The sequence below is a fragment of the Coprococcus sp. AF38-1 genome (genome assembly GCF_003603945.1).
Classification (GTDB): Bacteria; Bacillota; Clostridia; order Lachnospirales; family Lachnospiraceae; genus Coprococcus; species Coprococcus aceti.
Genome location: NZ_QVGO01000003.1, coordinates 246,488 through 259,071, shown reverse-complemented (window position 1 = coordinate 259,071; position 12,584 = coordinate 246,488). Strand labels below are relative to the sequence as shown.

General features: G+C 44.8%; 9 protein-coding genes. All 9 read right to left on the bottom strand.

Annotated elements, in window-relative coordinates:
• Nucleotides 1-68 precede the first annotated feature (68 nt).
• The 9 genes from DW025_RS15295 to topA all read right to left on the bottom strand — a co-directional run bounded on the left by DW025_RS15295 (nucleotide 69) and on the right by topA (nucleotide 12,565).
• On the bottom strand, nucleotides 69-3,284 hold the full coding sequence (locus tag DW025_RS15295; protein WP_165854757.1) for a glycosyl hydrolase 53 family protein: 3,216 nt from the start codon (nucleotides 3,282-3,284) through the stop codon (nucleotides 69-71).
• 400 nt (nucleotides 3,285-3,684) lie between these two features.
• Nucleotides 3,685-4,464 (bottom strand): sensor histidine kinase, encoded by a 780-nt coding sequence (locus tag DW025_RS05625; protein ID WP_119999128.1) that lies wholly within the window; start codon nucleotides 4,462-4,464, stop codon nucleotides 3,685-3,687.
• 72 nt (nucleotides 4,465-4,536) lie between these two features.
• Entirely contained in the window at nucleotides 4,537-5,616 is a 1,080-nt protein-coding gene (tsf, locus tag DW025_RS05620) for a translation elongation factor Ts (protein WP_022216097.1), read from the bottom strand.
• A 30-nt stretch (nucleotides 5,617-5,646) separates the two neighbouring features.
• Complete coding sequence (gene rpsB, locus DW025_RS05615; RefSeq protein WP_055144098.1) at nucleotides 5,647-6,381, bottom strand: 30S ribosomal protein S2; 735 nt, start codon at nucleotides 6,379-6,381, stop codon at nucleotides 5,647-5,649.
• 208 nt (nucleotides 6,382-6,589) lie between these two features.
• Nucleotides 6,590-7,405, bottom strand: coding sequence for a hypothetical protein (locus DW025_RS05610; RefSeq protein WP_119999126.1), 816 nt, complete (start codon nucleotides 7,403-7,405; stop codon nucleotides 6,590-6,592).
• Nucleotides 7,406-7,435: 30 nt separating this feature from the next.
• The gene (locus tag DW025_RS05605) at nucleotides 7,436-8,182 is read right to left on the bottom strand and encodes a hypothetical protein (protein WP_119999124.1); all 747 of its coding nucleotides are present in this window, start codon (nucleotides 8,180-8,182) and stop codon (nucleotides 7,436-7,438) included.
• 19 nt (nucleotides 8,183-8,201) lie between these two features.
• Nucleotides 8,202-9,356, bottom strand: a complete 1,155-nt coding sequence (locus tag DW025_RS05600; RefSeq protein WP_119999122.1) for a DUF6115 domain-containing protein — start codon at nucleotides 9,354-9,356, stop codon at nucleotides 8,202-8,204.
• Nucleotides 9,357-9,394: 38 nt separating this feature from the next.
• Nucleotides 9,395-10,159, bottom strand: coding sequence for a GTP-sensing pleiotropic transcriptional regulator CodY (gene codY / locus DW025_RS05595; protein ID WP_022216094.1), 765 nt, complete (start codon nucleotides 10,157-10,159; stop codon nucleotides 9,395-9,397).
• Nucleotides 10,160-10,480: 321 nt separating this feature from the next.
• On the bottom strand, nucleotides 10,481-12,565 hold the full coding sequence (gene topA, locus DW025_RS05590; RefSeq protein ID WP_117549412.1) for a type I DNA topoisomerase: 2,085 nt from the start codon (nucleotides 12,563-12,565) through the stop codon (nucleotides 10,481-10,483).
• Nucleotides 12,566-12,584: the final 19 nt, after the last annotated feature.

Sequence of the window (12,584 nt, the reverse complement as noted above, 5' to 3'; positions counted from 1 at the left end):
AACAAATAATAAAATAGTCCGGCCGGGTATTCCCCAATCGGACTATCGTATATATGTATTACTCTGTACTATTTTACTTTTTTGACAACAAGACCTCTCACTACTTTATATCTTGAACCTGATATCTTAACTATACCGGTAACTTCTGTGGCGATCTTGCCCTTCTTCACATAGTAGTTCTTGTGATTCTTAGGACTCTTTACTATTCCCGTCTTGCCTGACTGGAATACACCCTTGTAGATATAGCATTTAGCACCTGTTGTGGTACTCTTGAAGAAGCCTGTATAACCTGACTGGATTATACCTTTCTTTACATAGTAATACTTCTTATTCTTAGTGCTTCTGACAAGGGCTGTCTTGCTCTCTGCAAATTTGCCCTTTATTATGAGACACTGCTGTCCCTTTGAATTTCTGTAGAAACCTGTGTATGCTGTATAAATCTTGCCATTCTTTACAAGATATGTTTTTCCCGTCTTAGGGCTCTTTACAAGTCCCTTGTATCCTGTCTTTACCACGCCATTTACAACATAGTAGTTGACTCCGGCACTCTTGACAAATCCTGTGTAATTCTCCTGAACCACGCCCTTCTTATAGAAGTAGGTCTTTCCATTCTCCTTCACAAGACCATTCTTGCTTGTATCAATAGAAGGAGTTGGGTCTGGTGTTGGATCTGGATCAGGTGTTGGTATTGGATCTGGTGTTGGATCCGGGTCCGGTGTCGGATCTGGGTCCGGTGTTGGATCTGGATCAGGTGTTGGATCTGGATTTGGATCTGGTGTCGGTGTGATATCCGCATCCTTGTAGAGATATGCGTCATCCCATGTTCCCCATGCCTTACCTGATGCGGTTGCTCTCATTCCGACAACAACCTCTGTTGTCTCTTCCACTGTAAATCTAATCTCAGGATGCTGCCAGATTTTCCAGCCCTGTGGGACTGCAGGTGCGGATGCAAGTTCTGTATCTCCAGCTTTTGCATACACCTCATACACATCGTTATCTCCATTTGCACCGCCCTGAAGATATGCGCTGAACACATACTCTCCCGGCTCAAGTGTGATGGTCTGATATACATCATATGCAAAATCTGATGAATTGTAGTAGTGACCACAATATGCACCGTTTCTAAAATCTTCCTTTGTCTTGATTGCAAATCCCTTGCTTGTATCAGCGATGGTCCATCCCTCGTTTCCTGACTCAAATCCAGGATTTACAAGGATGTTCTCCTTTAATATTGTTACATTGCACTGAACCTCGACAGTCTCATCATTTACTGTCACAGTTCCCTTTACAGTACATGTTCCTGCACCGTAGTTCTTTACCTTCTCAAGTGCTCCATCCTCCCAGGTGATGTCTGCGCTCTCTGAATTGCCATCATTGTAAGCTACTGTTGCTGCAGTCGGCAGAGCTACATTTGCAATATCTGTTATCTCGATTTCAACATCATCAACTGTTATTGAGACTACCTCTCTCTTTGTCTTTGTTCCTGTATGAACATAGGCAAATGTCTTGAGCGACTCAAGTGGGTGTCCTGTGAAGTCAAACAGTGCCTGGTTGTCAACTGCTGAACCGCCGTACCACTTGCCGGCGTCTGCTGCGTCGTACTCTCCTGCGTATGATGAAGCCCAGCCTGAACCGTACTTCTCCCATGCCTCCTTGTTGGCTGCAAGGACGTCTGCTGCATTCTCTGCAGATGAATCATACACATTTACAGGAAGCCATGCAGGCTCCCAGTAGAATACACCGATTCCTGATGAACCTGTATTCTTTACAGCCTTGATAACTGAGCTGATCTCATTTGCCTGTCCCTGAACTGATATATCATAAGTTGTCGAGTCGTTTACACCCTTTCTGACTGTGTTGTCATGACCGTCACCATCATCGAGAGTGTATGCCCATGATGTCTCTGCTACCATGACCAGCTTTCCGTATGTGTCTGCCACATTCTTGAGAACTGATGTGAGGTTGTCAAGTGTGCCATGCCATACAGGATAGTATGATGATGCAAATACATCGTAGTCTACATTGTATGTATTAAGTCTCTTTGCAAAATTTGCGTAATTGCCACTTCTCTCAGGATTGGTGAAATGGATGGCAACAAGGATATTCTTGTCGATGGCTCTCACCGCCTCGCTTCCGGCACTGAAGATCTTTGCCATGTTTTCCCAGTTCTTTGATGTCTCACCGCATATTCCGTTGGTCGTCTCATTTCCGATCTGAACCATACCCACATCAACGCCAGCATCGAGCAGAGTCTTAAGGCTCTCCGATGTGTATGACTTAACTGCAGCTACCTTCTCGTCAAGAGTAAAGTCAGCCCAAGCCTTTGGCACCTGCTGCTTACCTGGATCAGCCCAGAAATCTGAATAATGGAAATCCACAAGAAGCTTTATTCCGGCTGCTGTTGCATACTGTCCGATCTTCTTGGCTGTCTCCAAATCATTGTTACCGCCGCCGTAACCGTTTTTGTCTGCATCATATGGATCATTCCATACACGGACACGCACATAATTTATTCCACATGAAGCAAGGAACTTGAAGTATCCGATATCGTCAAGCTCATTGCCATCGAAGTCATAATACTTAACTCCACTGTTCTTCAGTGACACATAGGATGATACGTCTACACCCTCGATAAATGACTGCTTCTCTCCGTTCAGATCTGTGTATGTGAGATCACTCACGCGGTCCACATATATTCCAGCCTCCACGGGCTCAACTACATCTTCCTCGTCTGTAAGCTTGCAGAGCTTTACATTGTCTATCTTGCCCCAATATCCCTTGGCAAGACTGCCCTTGAATGAAATGCTGACATCAGTTGTATCCTCAAGAACGAACTCTACTGTCTCATTTGTCGCCCATGCATCCCATCCGGTCGTGGCTCCAACAGCCTGTGACTTATCAGCGACAGATACTGTGAGTCCTGTATCCTGTGCATCGCCCTCGACATCATACTCCAGCTTGTATGTTCCCGCAGGAACAGCCACTACAGTCTGTGTGATGCTGACATCAGCCGCATCTGAAGCCCAGATATTAAGATAATATGTGGAGTTTACATTACTTCCACCGTTTTTTACAACAAGCTCAGCTCCCGATTCACTCTCTATAGTCCAGTTACTGCTGTCACCTGTTTCAAAATCGCCATTTGCAACCTTGAGTGTGTCCACCCAGCTCTCCGCAGCCTTCGCTGTTATCAGTGAAGCTCCAGATCCAAAGATCTGCCCTACCATAAGCGCTCCTGCAAGAACTGCACAGCCAATCTGCTTTACAATTCTCTTTCTTCTCATATATGCCCTCCTAATAAGTATTATTACGCAGACGCATCCCAATGCGCTCCGCGCGGCGTTTGCATTATCACAAGGATTCCTCCTTGCAATAATAATGTTGATCAACAGTTGCGCAACCGTTTGTCCTCATACTGATATATTAACATATTTGAGTTCTGGTTACCATGTCGCTTGTAGACAATGTTTTTAAGAATTAATTGTGCATTTTGTATACATCAAAGCGCAACTCAAGCGCAATCTATTTGCAAATTTGTGCGCAACAAGATAATATTATGTTATGTATTTTCAAATATGCACAATAAATCCCAACGCTTATACAAAGAAAACGCCCTGTCCATGATATGTTATGTAAACTTCATATCATGAACAGAGCGTTTTAACGTATACACACTGTATTATTCTATAATGTAACTTGGAATGTGATGTATCCATCCCCGTCACATCTTGCTGTTATCCTGCCCTTGTGAGACTCAACTATCGATTTGGCGAGAGAAAGTCCTATTCCCGAACCTCCGGTCTCCGAATTTCTTGAGCTGTCAGGTCTATAGAATCTCTCAAACAATATATCCTGAGAGCCCTCTTCCATGCCATCTGTGAGGTTTTTGAGAACAAACTTCACCTTTCTGCCATCACGCTTCAAGGATATACTTATATCCGCTGATTCAACAGCATACTTCATGGCGTTATCCACCAGTATGCTTATGAGCTGCCTGATGGAATTCTCATCCAGTCTGGAGAGAGCCACCATCTGATTTGTGAGCGCTGTCAGTCTCTTGACCTGATCCCTGGTGTTCTTCGTCCATTCACTCTCACCGTTCACCATCTCTATGACCTCGGTATTTGCATCTATGATGGTTAGGGGTGTCTTGATCTCATGGCTTGCATCGGTGATAAACCGCTTCTGCTTGGCATAACTCTCAGCCACCGGCTTGAATATCTTCTTTGACCAGAACAGCACCAGCATGAACACCGCAAGGAATCCCAGAAGTGACACTCCTACACTGTATACCAACGTATTTCTGAACGACTCCAGCTCCTGACGGCAGTCGACAAATATTATCCTGGTTCCATCCTCACAGTCCGCTACCCTGTATCTGTATATATCCGTAAATCCACTGTCTGAACCGCAATTACATAGATTATATTTTATACAGTGCTGGATATCAACAGAAACAGACAATAAAAAAGCCCCACGGCCAGCTCAAAAGCCAACCGCAAGGCAATTATTCATATATTCAGATACGGGATATGATTAAACGTTCATCTGCTTAGCAACCTCGGCTGCGAAGTCCTCGTTCTTCTTCTCCATTCCCTCTCCAACCTCGAAACGAACGAAGCTGGCGATCTTGAGATCCTTGTTAACTGACTCAAGGTACTTGGCAACTGTCTGCTTGCCATCCTCAGCCTTAACGTATACCTGATCAAGAAGGCTGATCTCCTTAACCTGCTTTGAGATACGTCCCTCAACAAGACCATTGAAGATCTTATCTGCAACGATAACATCCTTATCAGCGATAGCAAGCTCTGCAAGCTGTGCCTTTGCCTCCTTTGAAAGGAAGTTGAATAAGAAGTTCATGTTGCTCTTCTTCTCTTCGTAGATAGCTACATCCTCTGCGCTCCATACGCCGTCAACAGCCTTTGCGATAAGCTTGTTAAGGATTGGCTTTGGAAGTGTATCAGGTGCATTAAGTGCACTGTCAACTGTGATCTCCTTAAGCTTAGCCATAGCGTCTGCTGAGATATCAGCTCTGCTGATGTACTGTGGGTTCATAGCTGCGATCTGCATAGCTACGTTCTTGAGCGCTTCCTTAGCAGCATCATCGCTTGCGCCGTTACCAGCTACGATAACACCGATTCTTCCATTGCCGTGTAAGTAGTCAACTACTACATCGCCTGAAAGCTTCTGGAATCTACGGAATGATAACTTCTCTCCGATTGTTGCTGTCTTGTCAACAAGGGCTTCCTTAAGACCATTCTCTCCGAGAAGTGCCTCAACATCCTCACCATCCTTGCCACCAACAAGTGATGAAGCAAGTGCCTGATCAGCGATCTGCTGAACAAATGTCTGGAATATCTCGTTCTTAGCAACGAAGTCTGTCTCTGAGTTAACCTCTACAACAACACCTGTTGTACCATTAACTGCTGCACGGCAGATACCCTCTGCTGCGATTCTGCTTGCCTTCTTCTCAGCCTTAACTGCACCGCTCTTACGAAGTACATCTACTGCTGCTTCCATATTACCATCAGTCTCTGCAAGTGCCTTCTTGCAATCCATCATACCGGCACCTGTGAGCTCTCTTAACTCTTTAACCTGAGCTGCTGTGATTGCCATTTTATTTCTACCTCCGAATATTTGTTATAATTACTCCTCTGTAGTCTCCTCAGCCTCTGCCTCATCTACTGAATCAGCGTCAACACCCTGCTGAGCCTCGATAACAGCGTCTGCCATCTTTGAAACGATAAGCTTTACAGCTCTGATAGCGTCGTCGTTACCAGGGATTACATAATCAAGCTCCTCTGGATCACAGTTTGTATCAGCGATACCAACAAGCTTAATTCCAAGTGACTGAGCCTCCTGAATACAGATTCTCTCCTTCTTAGGATCAACAACGAAGATCATGTCTGGTATTCTCTTCATGTTCTTGATACCGCCAAGGTTCTTCTCAAGCTTCTCCATCTCCTTCTTGATCTGGATAACTTCCTTCTTAGGGAGAACGTCAAATGTACCGTCCTGCTCCATCTCCTCGTACTTCTTAAGAGTAGCGATTCTTGTCTGGATAGTCTTGAAGTTTGTAAGCATACCTCCAAGCCATCTCTCATTTACATAGTACATACCGCAACGCTCTGCCTCGCTCTTGATTGAGTCCTGAGCCTGCTTCTTTGTACCAACAAAAAGGATTGTTCCGCCGTTTGCAACACAATCGCCGATTGCATTGTAAGCATCGTCAACCATTCCTACTGACTTCTGAAGATCGATGATGTAGATACCATTACGCTCTGTGTAGATGTATGGCTTCATCTTAGGGTTCCATCTTCTTGTCTGGTGTCCGAAATGTACACCTGCCTCTAATAACTGCTTCATTGAAATAACGCTCATTTTTTCTACCTCCATGGTTAAAATCTTCTGCCGGCATCAACTCTTTGGACCACCCGAGCACAGGCACCACGCCAACTATCAACCAGCATGTATATTTGTTATGCGCACTCACGCAATCGACATTGTAACACAAAAAAAAAGTGCATTCAAGCACTTTTTTCTGAAAATATATGTTTTATAAGAAGTATTCTGTCTGCCGGTCCGTGTTCTATTTTGCTCTTGTCCTGATGCTGTTTATTATATATGAAACACTGGCTACAACAAACAGAAGATAACCGACCGCAAGCTCACCCCAGAATGAACTCATAGTATCTGCAGCATCCAGCACATCATACATACTCTTATAACAGTCAAAGAAGCTCACATCATATCCATAATCACTAAATTCCTGATATAATTCCATGCTGACACTCAGTCTCTCTGAAATGTATATCATTCCTATACACAACACTACGCAGATTATTATGCCCTTCAGGTCAAGTTTCTTTCCAAACTTGTTGTACCCCATCATGGCACATATGACCATAACCGCTCCTGATATGCCTGCGATATAACCAAGCTTATACACAACAAGCCAGAGCACAACTCCGACCAGTGATCCAAGAAACGCTCCTACCAGTCCTGCCAGAACATTTGATCCGGAACCCTTTGCTTTTTTCCCCTGTGGATTCATAGTCTCCTGATCGTAGCCCTGGCCATATGGCTGACTCTGTCCATACATCTGGTTCTGTCCATACTGTGGATTCTGACCATACATCTGGTTCTGGCCATACTGATGATTCTGACCATACTGCTGTCCCGGATAATAGTTGTCCGTCTGTGAGGCAGCTCCACTATCCGGTTCAGCCGGATTGTTATACCGGTACATAGGACTGGTCTCACTGTGAGTTATTCCAAATTCATTCGGTACATACTGCAAGGCTGCCGGATTTGGCGCAAACGGATCCATACTACTACTACCACTACCCGCACTGAAACGCTGTCCCGGATATCCCATCTCCTCATTATTCATATTGTCTCCCATAATTGATTACTCCTCCCTTTTCTCGTATCTTTACTGATTACCTAATAGTATCCATACTATTCCGCCATTTGTCTCATTGCCGGTGAATGTATATGTTCCAGGCACAAGACTGCCTGAATATCCTGACCTGAGCAGCCAGTCATAATACTCATCCGCATCCCTTATCCCTATCTGTGCCAGGAGCTGACATATCTCGTATGCAGATGTTCCAGATCCAAATGTGATCTCTCCGCCGCCATTGTCATACTTGATGGCACTCGCTTTCACAGCCTCTGTCGCCGCCTCGGTAGTCTTATTTGTGCTGCTTCCTGAACCGGTCTGCGAATTCTTATCCTCTGTATAGCCGTTGTCCTTGGCAGATGGAACTCTCTCTGTCTTATCAGAAAGGCCTCCGTTGTTATCTGTTGTGCCGGTTCCATTTGACTTGTCGGAGCTTCCGGTCGTACCACTGTTGCTTCCACTGCCGCTCTCTGCATCGCTCTTGCCATTTTCTGACTTGCCTGTCTCTGTTGTAGTCTTATCGGCATTGGCATTCTTTTCCGTGGTTACTTTCTCTGTCGTTGTCTTTTCTGTCGTCTTATCCTCGGTCTTCTTCTCTGTTGTCGTCTCTGTGGAAGAATCCTCTGTGCTCTTATCCTGCTGCTGACTTACGACCGCCGTCTTGCCCTGACCTGAATCAGTTTTTCCGGCATTTCCAAAATTAAACGCAACAGTCATGGTAAGTGCTCCTATCACCAGCCCTGTACCAAGGCCTCTGAAATAACTTTTTTTATACATAGCTTACCTCCCGGACTGATTACTGTTTGTCAGCCTCATTGATCTTGTCTATCATAACCTTAGTCTCTCCAACTCCTATTCCAAGTTTGTTTGCGATCTCCATGATGCTGAGTCCCTTCTTGTGCAGGTCTGCAACCTGTGACTCTACATCTGTGCCTTCATCCCATATATCAACAACCTTGTTCTGAGCGGCTTTCTTCTTTTTTCTCTTCTTTGAACGATTGTTTCTAGATCTGGCAGCATTGTTATTCTCAGCGATCGCTGCGGCTGCCTTCTCAGGATTTTCAGCCTCTACCACTGTAAATGCACTGTCTGTTACCGGTGCATCCTCCACACTGACTGCTTTCTCGGCAGCCTCTGCATCTGCAGCAGCCTCAGTGCTGCTCTCTGACTCGGTATTCTCTGTCTTTACGTCATCTTCTGCTTCAGCATCAGCTTTAGTCTCAGCTCCATCTGCTGTCTCTGTCTTATCTGCTGCCTGGGAATCATTTTCTGACTGAGCTTTCTCTGCATCCGGCTCAGTCTTCTCTGATCCGTTATCTGCCTCCGCAGGCTCTGACTCGGAAGTCTCTACAGTCTCAGGCTCATCGTATGTCACAGGCTCTTTCTCGCTGGTGTCATCCGGATCATATGCCTCGTATGCATCCTTAAGGCTCTGGTTGATGTAATCTATCATCTGCTTCTTGGCCTTCTCTGACAACTGTTTCTCACAAGCCTCAAGCTCTGTCTGCATCTTCTTCTTTGCAGCCTCTATACCCTCCTCGTATGCTTTGACTGCATCATCTATCTTCTTCTGGGTATCAGCCTGGGCTGTCTCATTTGCCTTGACTGTGCCGGCTCTGAATTCATCCAGCTCCTTCCTTGTGCTGTCCATGAGCTCACTCATTTCCTTCTTTGAACTCTCTCTCATCTCAGCAAGCTCTTTTTTCGATGACTCCCTGACCTCATCAAGGCCCTTTTTCATGTCTGATTTCACAGCTTCGCCCTGTTTCTTCAGCTCATTCTTCTTCTTCTCTACAAGGCTGTCGCAATACTCATCAAGCTTCTTCTCCAGATTCTCCCTGCTCTCATCCATCACAGAATTCTCTGTATTCTCTTTTGGACCGTCAGTGAGGAAAAAGCTTACTATCACTATCGCTACACCTACTATCAATGTCACTATTGCCGGTATCATATACGTCTCTCCTTTTCGATGTATTTATAATTCTGTTCTCAGGCATTCTTCAGTTCATCAAACACCACATCATTCAGCACTTTTATGTACGTGCCCTTCATTCCCGATGATCTCGCCTCGATAACACCTGCGCTCTCAAACTTTCTGAGTGCGTTCACTATAACCGATCTTGTTATGCCTACCCTGTCTGCGACCTTGCTTGCCACCAGTATTCCCTCTTCGCCGTCAAGCTCGGAAAAAATGTGTTTGATCGCCTGCAGCTCTGAAAACGACAGAGTGTTGATTGCTGATCTCACTATGGCCAGCTTGCGGTTTTCCTCAGCATTCTCCTCATTGAGCGCCCGCATCATCTCAAGTCCCACAACGGTGGTTCCATATTCGCCAAGAATGATGTCATCTATATCGTACTCAGTCTGAAGTCTGTACAGAAACAGAGTTCCAAGTCTCTCTCCTGCTATATCAATAGGAAGGAGCAGACCATGATACTTGTCTATATCCTTTCCATCAAATCCAAGTGTCGTCAGATTAACATTCTCCTTAGTGGACAGGACGAGAAGAAGACGCTCGTTGAGCATGTTGTCTATGAGACTTCCTACCTTACCCTCAATGAGCTCATGGATCTCCGGAATATCCTCTCTGTTCTTGAGTCCGAGTATCTTGCCCTTCTTGCTTATTACCATCACGTTTGAAGCAAGAATGTCGCTGAGCACATCACAAATGTCATTAAAAACAACCTTATGTGAATTGTTATTGTGCAATAACTTGTTGATTTTTCGTGTTTTATCTAACAATTGTACACTCATAAGTTATCCTCCATTTTTTTATGTAACAAAAAGTATCTTTTGCTCGAAATATTATGACTATTTGTGATTCTACCACAACAAGATTGACATAACAACTATATTTTATGTAAAGTTGTCCTAAAAACAAAGATTTAAGAAAGTGTTGATTTTACTGGATTTTTCAGCCACAACATATAGTGGTCAGTCTTTTTTTCGACACAATTTTAATAATTATGACAACCATACACTTCTTTTAATTTTTCTACAATTCAACAAAAAAACAGACAAATTCACTAATTGTCTCCAATTAGGAATCTGTCTGTCACATATCTTATATCTTAATTATTTATCAGCAGTCTCCGCCGCCTTGTTGTTGCAGGTATAACCACACTCCTGATCTGAGCATACCAGCTTATTGCCCTTTACTATCATGTACTTTCCACACTCAGGACATTTCTCATTGCTTGGCATTGCCCATGACATGAAATCACACTCAGGTGCATTGATACATCCATAGTATCTTCTGCCCTTTCTCGTCGTCTTGATGACCACGTCTCCGCCACACTTAGGACAGGTAACACCTATCTTCTCGTAGAACGGCTTTGTAAATCTGCACTCAGGGAATCCAGGACACGCCAGGAATTTGCCGTGAGGACCATACTTGATGACCATGTTTCGTCCGCACACGTCACACACTTCCTCGGACACCTCATCCTCTATCTTGATGGACTCAAGTTCTGCCTCCGCCTTCTTCACCGCCTCGTCGAGATCCGGATAGAAATTGCGGACAACCACTTTCCAGTCCACGGTTCCCTCTCCTATCTTATCGAGAAGGGACTCCATGTTAGCCGTGAAATTCACATCTATGATAACCGGGAACGCCTGCTCCATGCTCTGGTTAACCGCATCACCTATGGCTGTCACATATAACTTCTTCTGTTCCTTCGTTATATATCTTCTCGCAAGTATGGTCGATATGGTTGGAGCATAGGTACTTGGTCTTCCAATTCCAAGCTCCTCCAATGTCTTGACAAGCAATGCCTCTGTATATCTTGCAGGCGGCTGTGTAAAATGCTGTTTCTCCTCAAAGCCGTCAAGCTCCAGCACATCGCCCTCAGCAAGATTGTTGATTCCCGCAACTGTCTCTCCTCTGTCATTGTCCAGATTGTATACAGCAAGGAATCCGTCAAATGCTATCTTTGATGCAGATGTCTGGAATGTCGCATCGCCGCAGCTTACCTTTACACTCTTGACAGAATATACCGCCCCCGCCATCTGGCTTGCAAGGAAACGATTATATATGAGCTGATACAGTCTGAACTGATCCCTTGAGAGCTGTTCCTTTACCATGACCGGTGACAGAGTCACATCTGTAGGTCTGATAGCCTCATGAGCATCCTGTATCTTCTTGTCTGTCTTGGCGCGTCCATTTGAATCGCCAATATATATCTCACCGAAATTGTCCGTTATATATTTGTCAGCAGCAGCAACTGCTTCCTCTGATATTCTAGTGGAATCTGTTCTCAGGTATGTTATGAGACCTATCGTTCCACGGCCCTTGATATCAACTCCCTCATAGAGCTGCTGTGCGATTCTCATCGTCTTGGATGTCGCAAAATTGAGCTTCGATGAAGCCTCCTGCTGCAGCGTACTTGTTGTAAATGGCAGCGGTGCCTTCTTGTTTCTCTCACTCTCTTTTATGGACTTTACAACGTACTCTCCATCTTGAAGACCGCTGAGTATCTCATCGAGTGCCGCTCTGCCTGATATCTCTTCCTTATTCTTACCATCTCCGGTAAACTTGAACGTGATAGGCTTCTTGAGCTTGCCGCCAGTCAGATTCGCGTCCAGTGTCCAGTATTCCTGCGGGATAAAATCATTTATCTCCTTCTCCCTGTCACACACGAGCTTGAGTGCAACAGACTGTACACGTCCGGCAGAAAGACCTCTCTTGATCTTTGCCCAGAGAACCGGGCTGATCTTGTAACCAACAAGTCTGTCGAGCACTCGTCTCGCCTGCTGGGCATCCACAAGGTTCATGTCTATGTCCCTTGCCTGCTTTATAGAATTCTTTACCGCATTCTTTGTGATCTCATTGAACGTAATTCTCTTGTAATCCTTATTCTCCAGCTTAAGTGCTTTCATCAAATGATAGGATATAGCCTCTCCCTCACGGTCCGGGTCAGTTGCGAGATAGATCTTGTCGGCCTTCTTAACCGCTTTTCTCAGAGCGGCAAGGATATCACCTTTACCCCTTATAGTGATATATTTGGGCTCGAAATCATTATCGACGTCTATTCCCATCTGACTCTTTGGCAGATCTCTCACATGGCCATTCGAAGCAATCACCTCATAGTTTGATCCAAGAAACTTTTTTATTGTCTTAGCTTTAGCCGGAGACTCAACAATAACAAGATTTTTTGCCATAGCTATCTGTCCTTTCTGT

Coding starts and splice junctions, on each gene's coding strand:
- DW025_RS05605 (WP_119999124.1), bottom strand. CDS start 8,182: ATGTATAAAAAAAGTTATTTCAGAGGCCTTGGTACAGGGCTGGTGATA.
- topA (WP_117549412.1), bottom strand. CDS start 12,565: ATGGCAAAAAATCTTGTTATTGTTGAGTCTCCGGCTAAAGCTAAGACA.
- tsf (WP_022216097.1), bottom strand. CDS start 5,616: ATGGCAATCACAGCAGCTCAGGTTAAAGAGTTAAGAGAGCTCACAGGT.
- DW025_RS05600 (WP_119999122.1), bottom strand. CDS start 9,356: ATGATACCGGCAATAGTGACATTGATAGTAGGTGTAGCGATAGTGATA.
- rpsB (WP_055144098.1), bottom strand. CDS start 6,381: ATGAGCGTTATTTCAATGAAGCAGTTATTAGAGGCAGGTGTACATTTC.
- DW025_RS15295 (WP_165854757.1), bottom strand. CDS start 3,284: ATGAGAAGAAAGAGAATTGTAAAGCAGATTGGCTGTGCAGTTCTTGCA.
- codY (WP_022216094.1), bottom strand. CDS start 10,159: ATGAGTGTACAATTGTTAGATAAAACACGAAAAATCAACAAGTTATTG.
- DW025_RS05610 (WP_119999126.1), bottom strand. CDS start 7,405: ATGGGAGACAATATGAATAATGAGGAGATGGGATATCCGGGACAGCGT.